General features: G+C 51.2%; 17 protein-coding genes. 7 read left to right on the top strand and 10 right to left on the bottom strand.

Annotated features, from left to right (window positions below; genetic code table 11):
* Positions 1-74 precede the first annotated feature (74 nt).
* Positions 75-1,370: an O-acetylhomoserine aminocarboxypropyltransferase/cysteine synthase family protein gene (locus HF324_RS17150; RefSeq protein ID WP_168803636.1), complete on the top strand. Its 1,296-nt coding sequence runs from the start codon at positions 75-77 to the stop codon at positions 1,368-1,370.
* Here HF324_RS17150 and HF324_RS17145 read toward each other — a convergent pair.
* Together HF324_RS17145 and lepA are read right to left on the bottom strand one after the other, a co-directional pair.
* Positions 1,367-3,790: an AsmA family protein gene (locus tag HF324_RS17145; RefSeq protein ID WP_168803635.1), complete on the bottom strand. Its 2,424-nt coding sequence runs from the start codon at positions 3,788-3,790 to the stop codon at positions 1,367-1,369. The genes HF324_RS17150 and HF324_RS17145 overlap by 4 nt on opposite strands.
* 145 nt (positions 3,791-3,935) lie before the next feature.
* Positions 3,936-5,729: a translation elongation factor 4 gene (lepA, locus tag HF324_RS17140; protein WP_168860332.1), complete on the bottom strand. Its 1,794-nt coding sequence runs from the start codon at positions 5,727-5,729 to the stop codon at positions 3,936-3,938.
* A 198-nt stretch (positions 5,730-5,927) separates the two neighbouring features.
* On the opposite strand from lepA, the gene HF324_RS17135 reads away from it, so the two are divergent.
* Positions 5,928-6,185 (top strand): acyl-CoA-binding protein, encoded by a 258-nt coding sequence (locus tag HF324_RS17135; RefSeq protein ID WP_168803634.1) that lies wholly within the window; start codon positions 5,928-5,930, stop codon positions 6,183-6,185.
* A gap of 54 nt (positions 6,186-6,239) precedes the next feature.
* On the opposite strand, the gene HF324_RS17130 is transcribed toward HF324_RS17135, so the two are convergent.
* Together HF324_RS17130 and HF324_RS17125 are read right to left on the bottom strand one after the other, a co-directional pair.
* Entirely contained in the window at positions 6,240-8,084 is a 1,845-nt protein-coding gene (locus tag HF324_RS17130; protein WP_246269576.1) for a M1 family metallopeptidase, read from the bottom strand.
* A gap of 149 nt (positions 8,085-8,233) precedes the next feature.
* Positions 8,234-8,614 (bottom strand): hypothetical protein, encoded by a 381-nt coding sequence (locus HF324_RS17125; protein WP_168803632.1) that lies wholly within the window; start codon positions 8,612-8,614, stop codon positions 8,234-8,236.
* A 242-nt stretch (positions 8,615-8,856) separates the two neighbouring features.
* Between HF324_RS17125 and HF324_RS17120 the strand changes: the two genes are divergently transcribed.
* Both HF324_RS17120 and HF324_RS17115 read left to right on the top strand, forming a co-directional pair.
* Entirely contained in the window at positions 8,857-9,921 is a 1,065-nt protein-coding gene (locus HF324_RS17120) for a ParM/StbA family protein (RefSeq protein ID WP_078672611.1), read from the top strand.
* 18 nt (positions 9,922-9,939) lie between these two features.
* Positions 9,940-10,416 (top strand): bactofilin family protein, encoded by a 477-nt coding sequence (locus HF324_RS17115; RefSeq protein ID WP_168860331.1) that lies wholly within the window; start codon positions 9,940-9,942, stop codon positions 10,414-10,416.
* Positions 10,417-10,521: 105 nt separating this feature from the next.
* On the opposite strand, the gene HF324_RS17110 is transcribed toward HF324_RS17115, so the two are convergent.
* Positions 10,522-10,746 (bottom strand): DUF3820 family protein, encoded by a 225-nt coding sequence (locus HF324_RS17110; protein ID WP_220101327.1) that lies wholly within the window; start codon positions 10,744-10,746, stop codon positions 10,522-10,524.
* 81 nt (positions 10,747-10,827) lie between these two features.
* Between HF324_RS17110 and HF324_RS17105 the strand changes: the two genes are divergently transcribed.
* Positions 10,828-11,268, top strand: a complete 441-nt coding sequence (locus HF324_RS17105) for a nuclear transport factor 2 family protein (RefSeq protein ID WP_168860330.1) — start codon at positions 10,828-10,830, stop codon at positions 11,266-11,268.
* Here the strand turns inward: HF324_RS17105 and HF324_RS17100 are convergent.
* The gene (locus tag HF324_RS17100) at positions 11,265-11,936 is read right to left on the bottom strand and encodes a DUF4136 domain-containing protein (RefSeq protein ID WP_168803629.1); all 672 of its coding nucleotides are present in this window, start codon (positions 11,934-11,936) and stop codon (positions 11,265-11,267) included. The two genes, HF324_RS17105 and HF324_RS17100, sit on opposite strands and share 4 nt — an antisense overlap.
* 182 nt (positions 11,937-12,118) lie before the next feature.
* On the opposite strand from HF324_RS17100, the gene HF324_RS17095 reads away from it, so the two are divergent.
* Positions 12,119-12,538, top strand: coding sequence for a response regulator (locus tag HF324_RS17095; protein ID WP_168803628.1), 420 nt, complete (start codon positions 12,119-12,121; stop codon positions 12,536-12,538).
* Here HF324_RS17095 and HF324_RS17090 read toward each other — a convergent pair.
* A complete protein-coding gene (locus HF324_RS17090) occupies positions 12,535-13,374 on the bottom strand; it encodes a class I SAM-dependent methyltransferase (protein ID WP_258539544.1) in 840 nt (279 codons plus the stop codon). The two genes, HF324_RS17095 and HF324_RS17090, sit on opposite strands and share 4 nt — an antisense overlap.
* A gap of 318 nt (positions 13,375-13,692) precedes the next feature.
* Between HF324_RS17090 and HF324_RS17085 the strand changes: the two genes are divergently transcribed.
* The gene (locus tag HF324_RS17085) at positions 13,693-14,166 is read left to right on the top strand and encodes an Lrp/AsnC ligand binding domain-containing protein (protein WP_168803626.1); all 474 of its coding nucleotides are present in this window, start codon (positions 13,693-13,695) and stop codon (positions 14,164-14,166) included.
* 199 nt (positions 14,167-14,365) lie between these two features.
* Here HF324_RS17085 and HF324_RS17080 read toward each other — a convergent pair whose 3' ends face one another.
* The 3 genes from HF324_RS17080 to HF324_RS17070 all read right to left on the bottom strand — a co-directional run bounded on the left by HF324_RS17080 (position 14,366) and on the right by HF324_RS17070 (position 17,019).
* The gene (locus HF324_RS17080) at positions 14,366-15,550 is read right to left on the bottom strand and encodes a THUMP domain-containing class I SAM-dependent RNA methyltransferase (protein ID WP_246269573.1); all 1,185 of its coding nucleotides are present in this window, start codon (positions 15,548-15,550) and stop codon (positions 14,366-14,368) included.
* 90 nt (positions 15,551-15,640) lie between these two features.
* A complete protein-coding gene (map, locus tag HF324_RS17075) occupies positions 15,641-16,399 on the bottom strand; it encodes a type I methionyl aminopeptidase (protein ID WP_168803625.1) in 759 nt (252 codons plus the stop codon).
* Between the two features lie 77 nt (positions 16,400-16,476).
* Complete coding sequence (locus tag HF324_RS17070; protein ID WP_168803624.1) at positions 16,477-17,019, bottom strand: RNA 2'-phosphotransferase; 543 nt, start codon at positions 17,017-17,019, stop codon at positions 16,477-16,479.
* Positions 17,020-17,023 lie beyond the last annotated feature (4 nt).

Genomic DNA, 17,023 nt, shown 5'->3' with positions numbered 1-17,023 from the left:
CATTTGGAAATCAAAATTAGTCTACTATATTTGTAGACTATAATATCTACCTTCATTATTAAACGCCAAAAATTATGTCCAGGAAGTTACATTTTGAGACCCTGCAGGTACATGCCGGGTATAACCCCGACCCTACCACCAAATCGGCTGCAGTTCCCATTTACCAGACAACGTCTTATACGTTCGACAGTGCGGAACACGCCTCCGATTTATTTGAGCTGAAGCAATTCGGGAACATTTACACCCGTATCATGAACCCCACCACCGACGTATTTGAAAAGAGAGTGGCAGCGCTGGAAGGCGGCGTGGGCGCACTGGCGGTGGCATCCGGACAGGCGGCGCAATTCATCGCGCTGCACAACATCCTGCTGCCGGGTGATAACTTTGTGACTTCTTCCTATCTCTATGGCGGTACCTATAACCAGTTTAAAGTAAGCTTTAAAAGAATCGGTGTGGAAGCCCGTTTTGCAGACCTGGATAACCCTGAGAGCTTCGAAAAACAGATCGATGAAAACACAAAAGCGATTTATGTGGAGACCATCGGTAACCCGGGCTTCGCCATTCCCGACTTTGAAAAGCTCAGCGCCATTGCCCGTAAACACGACCTGCCGCTGGTGGTAGACAATACTTTCGGCGCAGCCGGTTATCTCTGCCGCCCCCTGGAGCATGGCGCCAACGTAGTGGTGGAAGCGGCTACCAAATGGATCGGCGGGCATGGCACCAGCATCGGCGGTATCATCGTGGATGGCGGCAACTACAACTGGGGCAACGGTAAATTCAAACAATTCAGCGAGCCGGATGATGCTTACCATGGCATGAAGTTCTGGGAAGTATTTGGCTCCCATAGCCCGTTTGGCAACATTGCGTATATCATCCGCGCGCGGGTAACCGGCTTACGCAGCTGGGGGCCTGCGCTGGCGCCACAGAACTCATTCCTGTTCCTGCAGGGGCTGGAAAGCCTGTCGCTTCGCGTGCAACGTACGGTAGACAATGCACTGCAACTGGCACAATGGTTACAGCAACAACCACAGGTGGAGTATGTCAACTATCCCGGCCTGCCGGGCAACAAATACCACGGGCTGGCGCAGAAATACCTGCAGAACGGCTTCGGCGGAGTACTGAGCTTTAAAATCAAAGGCGGCAAGGAAGCAGCGGACAAATTCGTACAGTCATTACAGTTAATATACCATCTGGCGAACGTCGGCGACAGCAAAACGCTGATCATTCACCCGGCCACTACTACCCACTCGCAGCTAAGCGAAGAGGAACAACGGGCTGCCGGCGTAGAGCCGGGACTGCTGCGTATATCCCTTGGCGTAGAACATATCGATGATATTAAGGAAGATATCCAACAGGCCTTTGGCGCTTAATCGCCTTTGCCCAGTTTGATCTTTACTTTTCCGTCACTACCTGAAACGGCGTGGAGATGCAGGATAATCCCTTTCCTGCTCCTGCGCCGTTTTTCTGCTTTATCGGTGATTGCCGAATCTTTGGCGGGATTACGCAACGGCACGTCCAGGTTGATATTGGTGCCGCCGGCAAGGCCATACACCCCGTTCACATCGATGTTCACTGCACTGGAGGCGATCCGCATAGGGGGTATCATAATCTTGCTTCCCTGTATCTGCAGGGTATTGCTGAGGTTTTCGATGGTGATACTGTCCAGCCGGCGACGCCGGAACAAAAACGCCCCGATGTCTTCCAGCGGGCCGAAATTGACCAGTGCGCCGTTGCGCAGGTTAAAGTTGACCGTGCCGAACAACGAGTGTTTCGCCAGCGCCCCGTTGTCCAGCACATTGCCTTTAATATCCGCTTTGGCAGACACGATGCCCCGCAGGTTATCGGACTTCAGCGACTCCATGCCGAAGTTGCTGAATGCGTAGAACAGTTGCGCAATATGCACGTTGGATATATTGGCGTTAATTTTAAAGGTGTTGTTGGCGCCCTGCTGATGCACGCTGCCCGAAGCCTGGGCCGTGCCGCCCGCGTGCTGGAACCCTATCTTGTTAAGCTGGATGTCCGACTCCGTCATCGCAATGAGCGCTTTTACGTTCTGCGCGGTGAAATGTTCAAACACGATCTTGTCCAGCGCCACGTCCATTTTCACATTGCTGGCTGCCAGCACTTTGTCGAGCTGCTGCCCTACCCTGCTTTCCGTTCTGGCCTTCTTTTTATGCGCCGCCTTTTTCCCTTTGCGGCGGGCGGTGAGGAAACTCCTGAATTCATTGAGATCTACCAGCGCGCTCCTGATCTTCCAGTCCAGCTCTATTTTCTCCGGCGCCGTAAAATACAGGTTCAGCATGTTACGGATAGTTCCTTCCATCTGTAAGGCGCTTTTCTGCGACTGGATACGCACATTACGCACGAGCAGGTCCTGCCCGGTAAACTGAAGCGTGGCGCTGCAGTCATGAAATGTCAGGTCGCGCGGCAGGTAGGTAAAGCCACCACGCTGCACCTGCACCGTCCCTTCCAGGGCCGATGGCGTGTTATCATCCTTCAATACCGGCCCGGTGTAATACAGATCGGCCGCCGCGGTCCCCTCGCTGAACAGTATCGGTACCTCGCTGGCAGCCGTATTGAGGTGCGCCAATGGGAACTGCGACCGGAAATGCCCGCGCAGCAACGGATGTTTGAGGTTCACCACCCGGATGGTATCTGCCTCGAGGGGCACTTCCCCCAGGGAGGCCCTGAGGCCGAAAATATTCACAGCGGAGTTCTCGTCATTATGGCCCGCACCAGGCAGCACTTCATTGTTGAACCGCCCGGTGAAGCTACAGTCGTTCCATTCTCCGGCGGCAGTCACCAGCGTGTTCTTTGTCGTCTTCCAGGTCACCACCACCCGGGGAGTATCCCTGAATTTCATACGTCCTTCAAGGTTAGCTTCCGCGTCCAGCGGCGCGGTGAGGTGGATGGTGGCGAGTTTGCCGGAGATATTCGGTGACAGCCATGAGGCCGCGTCCTGCAACAGCACCTGGTTAGCATTGATCTTCAGCCGGAACGGCGGCGGCTTCTGCGAAAAGTCAAAGACACCCGCTATCCGTACGGGCGTCTGGTCTATTTTTATCTGCTGCTCAGGGATGATCAGCTGTTTGGTGATCTTATTAAAAAACAGGGAAAGGTCGAGGCCCAGCGTCTTGTTTTTCAGGTAACTGCCTTTGTTGGTATTGAAAGCAAAGCTGCGGGCGAGAATGCTTGACCGCATGTCGAGGTGCATACCGGAGTCGCTACTCCTCAGCTTGCCATCCATCTGTTGTATATCCAGCTCGAAAAGTTTAAACTTCTGCCGGTTGTCGATGGTAAACGTGATTTGGGACAGGCCGATGTTGCGGATATCGGCATCGCGGGACGCTTTCTTTTTCTTGCCAGGCTTACTGGCGGTGAGCGCCGAGGTATTGGTATAGCCTGTACTGTCGGTAAACAGGTAGATGTTCCCTTTCTCCAGGGACACTTCTTTCACATCTACGTGTTTGCGTAACAGTGATAACGTGTTTACCCGTACGAAAACATAGTCGAGATCCAACAGGGCGTGATGGTGTTGCTGCCACAGGCTGTCGCGCAGCACTACTTTCTTCAGGGCAATGGACACGTTGGGGAAGCTCCTGAAAAGAGATGGTTCCATATCTTCCACAGACAGCTCGCCATTGATATTATCGTTCAACTGGTCGGTAATCTGCTTCAGAAAAGCGGCCTTATTTCCTTTAATGTACAGGGCCAGTCCAACAGACAACAGAATAATCAGGGCTACGAGGCTTCCTCCTGCAATCAGCACAACTTTGAGCCATTTACGCATGTAATGGATGTTTTAAAGGGTATAACATTCGAACACGTAAACAGTTTACGAAAAATTTCGCTTTTCCGGAAAATAAAAACAGCGAAGGTTCCGTAGACTCTTCGCTGTTATAATCTGAAAATTCTTAAATTTTAAAATTTGTCTATTAGTCGTCCAGCTTGAGTACGGCCAGGAACGCTTCCTGCGGCACTTCCACGTTACCGATCTGGCGCATACGTTTTTTACCTTCCTTCTGTTTCTCCAGCAGTTTACGTTTACGGGAGATATCACCGCCATAACATTTCGCGGTAACGTCTTTACGCATGGCGCTGATGTTTTCGCGGGCGAGGATTTTAGCGCCTACCGCTGCCTGGATGGCGATCAGGAATTGCTGGCGGGGCAGCAGGTCTTTCAGCTTTTCGCAAAGCTTGCGGCCGAAGTCCTGCGCTCTGCTGCGGTGGATCAGCGCACTGAGGGCGTCCACTTTATCGCCGTTGAGCAGGATATCCATTTTCACGATATCGCTGTCGCGGAAACCGATCGGCGTATAGTCGAAAGAGGCATAACCGCGGGTCTGGCTCTTCAGCTTATCGTAGAAGTCGAACACGATCTCGGTAAGCGGTAATTCAAACATGAGTTCCACACGGGTGGTGGTCAGGTAGCTCTGGTTGAGCAGGATACCACGTTTGCCGAGGCAAAGCGTCATGATGTTACCGATATATTCAGGCTTGGTAATGATCTGAGCCCGGATGAAAGGTTCTTCGATTCTTTCCAGTTTGGTGGGGTCCGGCATTTCGCTCGGGTTATTCACGATCACCACGCCTTCCCTGGTGGTATGCGCGATGAAGCCCACGTTCGGTACGGTGGTGATCACCGTTTGGTTAAACTCTCTTTCGAGGCGTTCCTGGATAATTTCCATGTGGAGCATACCGAGGAAACCGCAACGGAAACCGAAGCCCAGCGCCTGTGATGTTTCCAGTTCGTAAGTCAGGGAGGCGTCGTTGAGCTGGAGTTTGTCCATGCATTCGCGCAGCTCTTCGAAGTCTTCGGTCACTACCGGGAAGATACCGGCAAATACCATGGGTTTCACTTCCTGGAAGCCTTTGATGCCTTCTTCACAAGGCCTGCTGGCCAGGGTAATGGTGTCCCCTACTTTTACTTCCTTGGCGCTCTTGATACCGGTGATGATATAGCCCACGTCGCCGGCAAATACCTCTTTACGGGGCTCCAGTCCCAGTTTCAGGATACCTACTTCATCGGCTTCGTATTCTTCTCCGGTATTAACGAATTTGATTTTATCTCCTTTTTTGATGGAACCGTTGTACACGCGGAAATATGCGATGATACCGCGGAAAGAGTTGAACACGCTGTCAAAGATCAGCGCCTGCAGCGGCGCATCCAGGCTGCCTTTCGGCCCGGGAATGCGGGTCACGATCGCCTCCAGTATGTCTTCGATGCCGATACCGGTTTTACCGGATGCCAGCAGGATGTCCTCATCTTTTACGCCAATCAGTTCAATGATCTGGTCTTTCACCTCTTCGATCATGGCGCCCGGCATATCAATTTTATTGATCACCGGGATGATCTCCAGGTCATTTTCCAGTGCCAGGTACAGGTTAGAGATGGTCTGCGCCTGGATACCCTGAGCGGCGTCTACCAGCAGCAGCGCGCCTTCACAGGCGGCCAGCGCGCGGGACACCTCGTAGGAAAAGTCTACGTGGCCGGGGGTATCGATCAGGTTAAACGTATATTTTTCGCCATTTTTGGCGGTGTAGTTCATTTGGATAGCATGGCTCTTGATGGTGATGCCTTTCTCCCTTTCCAGGTCCATGTCGTCCAGCACCTGCGCCTGCATATCACGATCGGAGATCGTTTTGGTAAATTCCAATAATCGGTCGGCCAGGGTACTCTTACCGTGGTCAATATGGGCAATGATACAAAAATTGCGAATATTCTTCATATGTTGATTTACTGGCCTGTGGCGGTTAAAATGCCCGGTTAAGCCTTTTCAGGCCGCAAAGGTATTAAAAATTGTTTATTAGTCAGCGGTTTAGGGCGATTATGTTTTGATAAACATGCTACATGCGGATTGTCAATTTTTCATATATTAGAGATAAATCCCCCTCGGGGGTATTATTTGATCTAAAACCTGAATGATATGGACCTGACCGCACAATTTGAACAAGCTGCTGCCGAAAGCAAAACCCTCTCCGAGAAGCCGTCCAACGAGATACTGCTGCAATTATACAGCCTTTATAAACAGGGTTCCACCGGTGACGTGGACACTGATCCCCCGGCCAATCCGTTCGACTTTGTGGCGAAAGCCAAGCATGAAGCCTGGGCTGCACTGAAAGGTAAGTCCAAAGAAGCTGCCATGCAGGAGTACATCGACCTGGTAAAACGCCTGAAAGGCTGATGCCCGCAAGGTTAAGATACAGCGGCTGGCCCCGGGGGACCAGCCGCTTTTATTTTACAATACCTTCACGTTGTCAGCCGGGTTTACGTCCGCCGACCAGGTACCTCCCAGGGTTACTTTGCTGATTTTTTTGGATGTGGAGAAAGGAATGGTCACGGTTTTATTTCCCTTCTCCCAGCACGCGATGCTTTTATGCAGCTGCAGCGTGGTCTGGTCGTCAAACGTTACCGTCAGGTCTACCGGTACCGGCTTGTTGCCTTTAGACAGTACGGTAATTTCACAGCGCTGCCCGTTGCGGTCAACTTTCTCTATGGCCAGGTCGGGATATCCGTCATCGAAGAACCAGCTTTTCCAGAACCAGTTCATGTCTTTACCCGCGCCTGCGTTCATGCAGTTGAAGAAATCGTAAGGCTGCGGATGTTTCCCGTTCCACGTGCGGATATAATGATGCAGCGCTTTTAGAAAAAGGCTGTCGCCCAGCATGTCTTTTACATACAAATAGCCCAGCGCCGGCTTGGGGTACGCGTTGGTCATATACGCGTCGGTCTGCTGATTGGAGGGCGTCATGATGGGCAGGTCCTGCGCTTTGCCTGCAATAGCATTGTAATTGGCCATCCCGTAATTATCCACGATCGTGGAGTCGATCATCGGTGAGATCAGCCACTCCCCTATGGTAGCCCAGCCTTCATCCATCCATGCGTAAATCGTTTCATTGGTGCCCATGTAAAAAGGAAACATGGTATGGAAGATCTCGTGGTCCGTCAGTTCAATGGCGCCCGCCTTGTCAGGAACGGGATTGTCATTCACCATCATGGGGTATTCCATCTGGTCCAGTCCGTCGAATACAGAAATATGCGGATATGGGAAAGGCCATTTGGGGAAATGATGGCTCATCCTGTCGACCGTTGCGCGGGCGTAATCGATCACCCCGAAATAATCCGCGTGTGCTGTATTAAAGGCCACATCCACCCGGGTACGGCGTTTGGTAGCGCGGTCCACTTCCACGCTGGTGGCCTTCCAGCAATAGTGGTTACTGATGGCGAAAGCAAAATCCACTACGTTGGATGCTTCAAACCGCCAGGTATTAAAGGGGTTCCGGGGAGAGATATTCCCTTTCCGGATATCCGTGCTGTCAATGATATCGACGATGCCATCGCTCTTTTCCGCCCGGGCAATCCGTTGCAGGTAAGTATCGGAAAATACTTCCGGCCCGTTTTTCAGGTCGCCGGTAGCCCACACCTGGTAGTTGCCGGGAACGGTAACGGCGACTTTAAAATCACTGAAGTCGTTGTAAAATTCTGTCACGCCGCTGTAGGGGACCATGTCCCATCCGTTGATGTCGTCATATACCGCCACCCGCGGGAAGAAATAAGCCAGGAAGTAGGCGCCGGTGTCTACGGTACCGGTACGGATATGCGTGTTTTCGTTCAGCGTGTAGGAAAAGTCGAGCGAAATCTCCGTCTGCTTACCCGGCGCCAGGTCGTCTATGGCGACGGGCATATTGGTACCGGTAACGGCTGATACCTTGCGGTCTGCGCCGTTGATTTTAACGTTTTTAATGGCCACGCCTTTATGCAGGTCTTCTGCTGTCACTACCATATTACGAACGGCGCCGTGCTGGAAGAGGTTGGCAAACAACTTAAAGTTCAGGTAGCGTAATGTGTCGGGGCTGTTGTTGGTATACACAATAGTCTCGGAACCGGATACCAGGTTGGTGGCGGGTTCAAACTTCACCCGGATATCATAGCTGGCTTTGTTCTGCCAGTACCGCGGCCCGGGGGCGCCGCTTTCGCTCCTTGTTTGTTTCTCGTATGCCTGCCGGATGTTCCGCGGCATGAACAGGGATTGGGCCGAAGCCTGTTGCCAGCCTGCCAGCAACAGTAAAAATAGAAGTCGCATTTTCATCATACATCAGTCATAAAGTCCCTTCGCATCCGAAGGGCTTGTTTTTCAAAAATAGGGATTTTGCCGGGGTCCCCGCTAGTTAAGAAAGGATTGACGGCATACAAATTATGCAGACAGGCTGAAGTATTCCGTCGATGGTGTTGTTATTTGTTGAGCGCTGCCGGTAACCGGTGCGTGCTGTCCGGCGGTGTGCGTACGCTGTCTGCCGGTTGAGGCAAGGGAGCGCCGGTGCTGTCTGCAGGGTGTGCGGTGGAGTCTGCGGGGACGGATTCACTGCCGGCCTTTTTTACCGGGGCCGTGGGGGCGGTGTTTCGTCTTTTACTATGGTAGTTGGATACAGCGCCCTGCCGTTCCATGTCTTTCATCGTCTTTTTGTCGAACAGGTATTTGGGATGTTTTTCAGGACGCAGTCCTTTATCGAACTGTGCTTCCGCGCCGATGGCCGGGGCGGTATAAATTCTCTGGGAGGAGTTACAAGCCCACAGCAGCCCTGAAAGCAGCCAGGCATATCGCATGGATCTCATGAAAAACCAGATAAGAAGTGAGCAGGCCGGGACAAGGGGACGTATAGAAAACGGGAATCAGCATTTTTTAGTATGGAGGGGATTTTGAAATTCAGGGAAGCTGTATTAAATTTAACTTACATTCAGCGATTGTCATCCCCTTGTTTACTAATATTTTATATATTTAAGCCCTGTTTAGTATCATGATGAAACCCTCATCCCGGCTAAATTGAGAAAACAACCGTTATTATCAATACAACACTATGAAAGTAACTACAACCAGTTTCCCCAGCGTTTTTGAGACGGCCTTTGGGAACACCGAAAACTCGAGCAAAGATTTACTCAATGGCTTGAAGATCAAAAAAGATGAAACCTGGTATCTGGTAGGCAACCTGGCCAAACGGGGCGGCATTAATCCGGGCAGGATTACCAATGCAGCTCCAACTGAAGAAGACTATGAAATCCTGTTCAAAGCAGCGCTGCTTAATACGGCCGACAAAGTACAGCAGCCCATTGCGCTGACCATGGGTTTTCCCTTTTCCACTTACAACGTCTACAAAACCGCAGCGGAGCAGTTCCTGAGCAAGCGGCATTTCCTGATCGACTACGATACGCAGACTTACAACACGAAGGGGTCTTACAAAAAAGCGATGTTCGACATCGAAAAATATGAGATCATCCCGGAGATCGTTGGCGGTATCATCGGCCTGAAAAAGACGATCAACGAACCGCAGCTGGACAATTTCATTGCCATCAGCTTTGGTTTTGGTACCATAGAAGGCGGCATGGCCACCGGCGACGGGCTGGTACACCGTACCTGCTTCAGCTCCCATGGCATCCGCTACGCCATCAACAACCTGACCCGTGAACTGAACCAGAAGCATTACCTGGAAATGAAAAACGAACACCAGGTGGACGATGCCTTCATGAAAGGTTCTATTTTCACCAACCGCAAGCGCATTGACCTGCGGGAAATGCGTAAAGGCGTGCTGACGCAGTATTACAAAGAGGTGGTATCTCCGCTGATGCGCAGCTACTTCACCGACCTGGACTTTGAAAGCTGTGAAAAAATATACCTGATGGGCGGCGGCGCTTACTACAAAGAACTGACCGATGCTTTCCAGGAAGAATTCCGTGATTTTATTCCGGTTGAGGTGGCGCCTGACCCTGAAAAACTCATGAGTATTGGTTATCTTTATAACAGTCTTCGGATTTCGGACAATAAACCACAGAGGAGCGTCGGCCTTGATCTCGGCAACTCCAGTTCTATTATCTCTACGTTCGATGACGAGCATCAACCGGTCGTAAATAATCCCATAACCCTCTAATTCGTTTGTGTGATAAGTGTGAGACATTTTTTCCGAAACATCATTGTACCGGGAGCATTTCGTATCCCTAAAGAAGTAACCGTAAACGGCAGCATCGACGCTACCATTTCAGGACGGATTGACGGGAACGTGAAGGGCAACGTAAAAACGACCGGTAAACTGGTGGTCAGTGAAACCGCCAGCATCAAAGGGCATATTTATGCGGCCGATCTTGTTGTACACGGGAAAGTGTATGGAGACGTTTATATCAGCAACAAAGCCCATATCAGTAATAAAGCCTTCGTCAAGGGAGATGTGAATGCCATCGTTCTTGAACTCGAAGAGGGCGCCGTAGTGGAAGGCGCCATCCGGAAAAATGTGCTGCCCGCACCTAAAGCGGAAACACCGTCTGTTACAGAACAACACCACCCGGGAGAAGCTATCCCCGTAGCCGCTGCTGCAGCTCCTGCCGCACCGGCCGCCAACGAAGAAGAACAAACCACCAGCTGGTTTTAACAAGTCCTGACTATAACAACGTATATACTTAAACGTTATTTGGAGAGGCTGCCCGTTAACGAGGCAGCCTCCTTTATTTGGTTATTGGGTTATTTGGTTATTGGGTTATTTTTTCAGGGGGGTCAGCAGATGGGTGAGACCATTCATTTTGATGACCAGCATGGTCTCCAGCATCATGCCCAGTTTGCCTTTCGGGAAACCATTGCGCTGAAACCATTCCAGGTAACTAACCGGCAGATCGCACAAAATCACGTCCTTGTATTTCCCGAAGGGCATTTTCATGGTTACCAGCTGTTGCAGTATCTCCGGGTTCGGTTGAGTCATCTCCATAAAAATCAACGATTAAAGGGGCAAGTTAGGCTTTTATCATACTTCTTCGTAATTTGATTTTCTCAGCATTAATTTCCTGCTATGAAAACGTACTGTACGATTTTATCTCTTTTCCTGGTGACAGCCTGTGTGCAGCCGGGAGGAAAAATCAGCCTGTCCAACCCTCATGTTCAGGTAGTAAAAGATATGTTTGCCGCATTTAATGAGCATAACTGGCAGGAGATGGCGGCCTGTTACGCAGATACCGCGCAGTTCCTGGACCCTGAACACGGTCCGGAGATGGTGTCTCTCTCGCGCGCGCAGCTGGTAAAAAAATACCAGGAGTTGCACCGGCAGTTCCCGGATGTGCAGGACGAAATAAAAGACATCTACGGCGACAAAAACCACATTATCGTTGAATTTATCTCCAGTGCTACCGGCCAGGACGGCAAAAAGTGGCAGCTTCCCATTTGCGTGGTTTTTACCGTGAAAGACGGTAAAATCATCCGGGACAGGACCTATTATGACGAACCGGCAAATTAGCGCCGTAACAACCCGTTGTTTTGTAAAGCGTCCGTCACAACTTTAGCGTAGGCGGTAGCGAACGATTCCAGGCTGTTGGGGTTATAGGTTTCCGACTGGCCGGACCATACCAGTTTTCCGTCCTGGGCCAGGTCATACAGGTTGCTCTCCAGGAAATACACCTTATCGGTCGTATAATATCCCGGGGAGTACACCGAATTGTACATATAGCCATAGTAGCCCCAGAAGCGGCCATACCAGCCATAAGCAGGATAAGGCGCATACATTACGGTGCCCGGTACATACCGGGTTTCAGACTCTTTATTGACCAGTGTCACCGTCAGCACCGCATGGTAACCTGCCGCTGTAATTTTAGCGGAGGCGGTTTTTACCGATTCTTCCTTTTTGGGGTCGAAGTTGGGCGGAAACAAATCGATGCTTTTTCCCGCCACGATACCATGTTGTTGCAGCTGGGCGGCCAGCCTGCTTTCCACCGTTCCTCTTGCCGTTTGATTGGAGCTGACGCCCGCCACCAGGATATTATGATAGCCGCCTGTTTCGGCGCCGGGATCTTTCCAGGTACCTGTCATATGGACAGAAGTGCCGCAGGCAGCCATAAACAGCGCTATCGCCAGCAGGGCGGCAGCTCCCCGGAAGCGGCGGCTAAGAGATACAGATGGAGTACGCATAAATTTTTTTTTAATAAACCGCTGTAAAGCGGCTTTCGGTCCTATATGGATAACATCCACAAAGTCAAAAAGTTCAGGAGAAGAATATTGCATATAGGCGTGAGCGTGAATGAATTATAACCTGCTTTGCGCACCTTTTATTCAGATAATTAAGCGTACATTTATAATCTGGAGACCGCTATATGCAACACAAGGACTATGGGGAGTTGAAAACACTGCTGTTAGTGGATGACGATACAGACGACCAGGAGCTTTTTAAACTGGCGCTGGCGGAACTGAATCATCCCGTAAAGTGCCTTACGGCCGGCAACGGCCAGGAGGCGCTGGATAATCTTTGTACCCGTGCCTACCAGCCCGACCTTATTTTTCTGGACCTGAACATGCCGTTGATGAACGGGATTGTGTTCCTCAAGCGGATCAAAGACATTGACCATCTGAAAAACATCCCGGTGATCATTTACAGCACCAGCGACGAACCACGGGAGATTTCCACCGCCCGCTCCATGGGTGCGGTAGACTATATTACGAAACCGGCCCGGTTTGACGAGCTTTGCAGATTGTTACAGGTAGTATTGGCAGGCGGCACCTCTTCTTTACATTAGTCTGACAGGCGGCGGGCGAACGCCACCCGGTAAAATTCATACCCTTCCTCCTTTTCTCTTCCGCCCAGGTAAAGCGACCGGTATTCATCCGCTCCCAGGTCTTTGAGGAGGGAGAACCCGTAACGCTGCAGGAAGCCGGGCAGTGAAGACGGCACAAAGCCAAAGGTCCATTTTTCCTCCAGGCCGGCAACCTCTTTCAATAACTTCTCTCCGCCGGTGAAGGCGGCCGGATTATCCAGCACTTCCTGGTGAACATAGGTGAAGATAACGTGTGAACCGGGCGCAAAACGCTGCAGGAAACCGAAGGTATTATCGATCGCTTCCGCCGTGAGGTAGTTGGTCACCCCTTCCCATACGAACGCTGTGGGAACGGAAAAATCGAAGTGATGCTGCGCTCCCAGCTGATCGAGGCTCTGTTTGTTGAAGTCGATCTGGTAGTAACGGATATGCCTGGGAATATGGAGGCCGCTGAGCCGGGATAATTTGTACCTGGCCGTGTTGGGATGGTCAATTTCTATGACGGGCATGCCGTGCAGGAACGGCAGCCGCAGGCCGCGGGTGTCGAAGCCGGCGCCCAGGATCATCACCTGGCGGGCGCCTTTACGGACAGCCTCTTCCAGCAGCTCGTCTATCAGCCGGGTTCTGGCGATACCGGAAGTGTAAGCGCCGGGAATCTTTTTATGGATAATGTTTTCAGCTACCTTACGGAAAGCGCGCAGATGGCTCAGGCGTGCCGCTACCTTTAAGCCGGGTGGCAAAAAGAGATGGGCGTATTTATCGGTAAACAGTCTTTTTGTTTTTGAGCGGGTGGTTTCCATTGCACGGAATAGTGCCATATACTGCGCGGTTTTACTCGAGGCAGATTCCTTCATAGTGTGTCTTTTTGGAGATAGACAATATACATCATCAGGACGACATTATCAATTTTTCGCTGTCGGGTAATTGTAAGGAATATCCGTTTGCAGACTGCAGCGTATATACGTTGGCGGTAGTCTTCCGCGGTAATAAGGGAATACCGGAAATGATAGCTTTCCCGCCGGCATACAACCGCTTCCCGGAAAAAACAAGTCAAAGAAGCTTGGAATTCATATTTTTTTGCGATTATTGCAATAAAATGCATATTTTTAGAAAATAATCTAAATCGCCCTGCGAAAATGAGCCACTCTTTAAATATTGACAAATTAGATTTACAGATCATTTCAGAAATGTCAACAGATGCCGGTATCTCTTACGCCGAACTGGGAAAAAAGCTGTTTGTATCAGGCGGCACTATCCACGTGCGTATCAAGAAACTGCATGAAATGGGCGTGATCAAAGGCACAAGGCTGCAGGTCAATCTGCGTGCGATTGGCTATGATGTCCTGGCTTTTATCGGCATTTACCTGGAAAAGAGTTCCCTGTATGAAAACGTGGCCAAACAGTTGCTGAAGATTCCGCAGATTGTACGGTTGAACTACACGACCGGCGCCTACAGCATGTTTGCGGAGATCATCTGCCGCGACAGTGCCGAACTGCGTAAAATCCTGCAGGACGACCTGCAGCATATCAAAGGGATAGAGCGTACGGAAACAATTATCTCGCTTGAAGAGAGTTTCTCTCGCCCTGTCAATGTCAGCGAAATCAGTTAACGGATATAACAGTGAATGAAGGCCTTACCGCCTTCATTCTTTTTTTCGACCTCCTTCTTCTCCCCTGATAACCCATCGTTCCGAAAAGGGAAATTTAATGCAGGATTACGGCGGCCCTGCCGGATTCCGGATCCTTTCTGAAAAGGAGTATCCCGGAGAAAGGACGGGCCGGCAAAGGTACTTTACCGGCCCTGTCATGCTACTCGTGCGCCAGTTTCCGCGCATCGCGGGTACCGGCATACAATTCGTATTCAAGCAAACGGCAGTCGAGCGTACTGTTGTAAAACTCGATCCTGCGTTTGGCTTTGAGACCTATCTTCTTGGCCAGGTCCAGGTTACCGGTGAAGATGTAGCCGGTGTAGCCGCCGCAGCGTTGTTTCATGAAATCGCCGATACGGCCATAGGTTTCTTCCAAAGCGGTGATCTCCCCGAGACGCAGTCCATATTCGGGGTTCATGTACACCACTCCCCCGCCATCCGGCGGCACGGGCGTAGCGGCAAAGTCGCAGACGGAGAAGGTGATCAGGTCCGCCACACCGGCAGCCCTGGCGTTTTTGCGGGCATTTTCCACGGCCTGCGGGCTCAGGTCCGTCGCAATAATTTTCAGTCCCGGCACATCCACGATCTGGCTTTCCAGGCGGCCCCGCTCTTCGAGGTATACCGCTTCATCATACCCCAGCAGATGCATAAAAGCATAGTTGCTCCGGAAAAGTCCCGGCCGGCTGTTGGTGGCTATCAGCGCTGCCTCTATGGCTACGGTGCCGGAGCCGCACATGGGATTGACAAAAGGAGAACGGCGGTCCCAGCGGGTAGCCAGAATGGTGGCTGCCGCCAGCCCTTCCAGCATCGGCGCTTTTCCGGGTATCTTGCGGTACCCGTGACGGCCCAGCGAATCGCCGGAAGTGTCGATAAATACTTCCGCATGTTCATTCTTCCAGAACAGGTGAATGACGCCGCCACTCAGTTCCGCACCGGTAGATGGACGTTTACCTGTCTTTTCCCGCATACGGTCTATTACCGCATCTTTCACCCGCAGGTTAGCGAACATGCTGTTATTGATGGTTTCGTTCTGCACATTGCTGGTAATGGAAAAATACCCGTCGGCCGGCAGAATAGTTTCCCAGGGGAAGGATTTCAATTCGCTGTAGATATCATCGGCGTTATGCGCTTCAAACTGACGGAGGCTGTATAATACCTGGCTGGCGCAGCGCAGGTGGAGATTCAGGCGGATACATTCGTTGACAGAAGCCTGCAGGCGCACGCCTGTGACAAAAGTTTCCTCAACGGTAAAACCCAGTTCTTTTATTTCCTGTTCGAGGTAAGGTGTCAACCGCTTATGGCAGGTAACCGTTACCGGAGCTTTCTCTGTGTATAAAGACATCATCCGGCAAATGTAGCCATTTTGGTTATTTAGATATTTGGTTATTTGGACATTTGGATATTGAAATAACCAAATATCCAAATAACCAAATGTCTAAATTTCATTATCGGCGGTGAGGATAATGGGCTCGCCATCGGTGATGACGATCGTATGTTCGTGCTGGGCTACAAATCCGCCTTTGTTGCCGATCAGCGTCCAGCCGTCATTTGCCTGGTTGGCGTAATTGGAGCGGGTTGAGATAAAAGTCTCCACGGCTACGACGCTGTTTTTACGGAAACGTTCCTTGTTGCGCCGTTCGTAGCAATTGAGAATATCCTCCGGCGGTTCGTGAAGCCCTCTGCCCACGCCATGTCCGGCGAGGTTGCGGATCACGGTGAAACCGGCTTTGGCCGCTTCTTTTTCAATCAGTTTGCCGATGTCGGCTATTTTCACGCCGCCACGGATATTGCGGAGCGCCTTATACAGGATGTTGCGGGAGGCATTGACCAGCGGCAGGTGCAGGTGCACATCGTTGCCCAGTACAAAAGAACCTCCGTTATCCGCCCAGTAGCCATCCAGTTCCGCTGATACATCGATATTAACCAGGTCTCCTTCCCGCAGAATTTTTGTGGCGTGAGGAATCCCGTGCGCTATCTCATTGTTAATGCTGATGCAGGTCCATCCCGGAAAGCCATAGGTAAGCTTCGGAGCAGATTTGGCACCATACTTCCGCAGTATCTCGCCGCCGTATTCATCCACCTCTTTTGCAGACATGCCTGGTTTGGTATAGTTGCGCATCTCTTTCAGTGTGATGGCCACCACTTCACTGATCCTCTTCATTCCTTGTAATTCCGCTTCTGATGTAATTGACATAGCTTCTTTTTTTAGTCGTAATAAAGGTAGCGAAAGCAGGGCAAACTGTCAAAAGTGGTGACACAGGCCACCACTTGCTAAAACGCGATATACTTTACCGGCACATGGTCTGTCAGCCATACATTGTTGGCCGACCGGAAAAAGAGAATGCCGTCGCGGAACATGCGGCCGCTGTGGACGGTGAGTATCACCGGCTGGCCTCTGCGGGCGCCGACAGCTATGGCGGTTTCGCGTTGTTCAGACAGATGAACGTGGTGACGGCTCATTTTAAGCAGCCCTTCCTCCCGGATGGCCTGCATGAATTTCCCGACGGTGCCATGGTACAGGTATTCGGGCGGCGTGGCCGCCTCCAGCTCCAGTTCCACTTTAACAGAGTGTCCCTGGTTGGCACGGATACGGGTATGGTCTTCACTGAGCGCAAACCGTTGTTTTTCACATTCGGCCACTACTACCAGGAGTTCTTCCATGGTGAAGCGCTGACCCCTGCGGGCAGCTTTACCCATGAGTTCCGGGATATCGGCCCAACCTTGTTCATCCAGTTGCAGGCCGATGGTTTCCGGGCTATGCCGGAGTATAAGACTGAGAAATTTGCTGATATTTTTTCTTCTTTTCTGGTCCATGATT

The organism is Chitinophaga oryzae (assembly GCF_012516375.2).
In the GTDB taxonomy this organism is placed as follows: Bacteria; Bacteroidota; Bacteroidia; order Chitinophagales; family Chitinophagaceae; genus Chitinophaga; species Chitinophaga oryzae.
This window is presented reverse-complemented; position numbering and strand designations above follow the sequence as displayed.

Bases quoted from the DNA above. Each gene is read 5' to 3' on its own strand.
- HF324_RS17090 (WP_258539544.1), bottom strand. From the start codon at position 13,374: ATGGCACTATTCCGTGCAATGGAAACCACCCGCTCAAAAACAAAAAGA.
- HF324_RS17105 (WP_168860330.1), top strand. From the start codon at position 10,828: ATGAAAACGTACTGTACGATTTTATCTCTTTTCCTGGTGACAGCCTGT.
- HF324_RS17120 (WP_078672611.1), top strand. From the start codon at position 8,857: ATGAAAGTAACTACAACCAGTTTCCCCAGCGTTTTTGAGACGGCCTTT.
- HF324_RS17110 (WP_220101327.1), bottom strand. From the start codon at position 10,746: ATGGAGATGACTCAACCGAACCCGGAGATACTGCAACAGCTGGTAACC.
- HF324_RS17145 (WP_168803635.1), bottom strand. From the start codon at position 3,790: ATGCGTAAATGGCTCAAAGTTGTGCTGATTGCAGGAGGAAGCCTCGTA.
- HF324_RS17080 (WP_246269573.1), bottom strand. From the start codon at position 15,550: ATGATGTCTTTATACACAGAGAAAGCTCCGGTAACGGTTACCTGCCAT.
- HF324_RS17085 (WP_168803626.1), top strand. From the start codon at position 13,693: ATGAGCCACTCTTTAAATATTGACAAATTAGATTTACAGATCATTTCA.
- HF324_RS17150 (WP_168803636.1), top strand. From the start codon at position 75: ATGTCCAGGAAGTTACATTTTGAGACCCTGCAGGTACATGCCGGGTAT.
- HF324_RS17135 (WP_168803634.1), top strand. From the start codon at position 5,928: ATGGACCTGACCGCACAATTTGAACAAGCTGCTGCCGAAAGCAAAACC.
- HF324_RS17130 (WP_246269576.1), bottom strand. From the start codon at position 8,084: ATGCGACTTCTATTTTTACTGTTGCTGGCAGGCTGGCAACAGGCTTCG.
- HF324_RS17100 (WP_168803629.1), bottom strand. From the start codon at position 11,936: ATGCGTACTCCATCTGTATCTCTTAGCCGCCGCTTCCGGGGAGCTGCC.
- map (WP_168803625.1), bottom strand. From the start codon at position 16,399: ATGTCAATTACATCAGAAGCGGAATTACAAGGAATGAAGAGGATCAGT.
- HF324_RS17125 (WP_168803632.1), bottom strand. From the start codon at position 8,614: ATGAGATCCATGCGATATGCCTGGCTGCTTTCAGGGCTGCTGTGGGCT.
- HF324_RS17095 (WP_168803628.1), top strand. From the start codon at position 12,119: ATGCAACACAAGGACTATGGGGAGTTGAAAACACTGCTGTTAGTGGAT.
- lepA (WP_168860332.1), bottom strand. From the start codon at position 5,729: ATGAAGAATATTCGCAATTTTTGTATCATTGCCCATATTGACCACGGT.
- HF324_RS17070 (WP_168803624.1), bottom strand. From the start codon at position 17,019: ATGGACCAGAAAAGAAGAAAAAATATCAGCAAATTTCTCAGTCTTATA.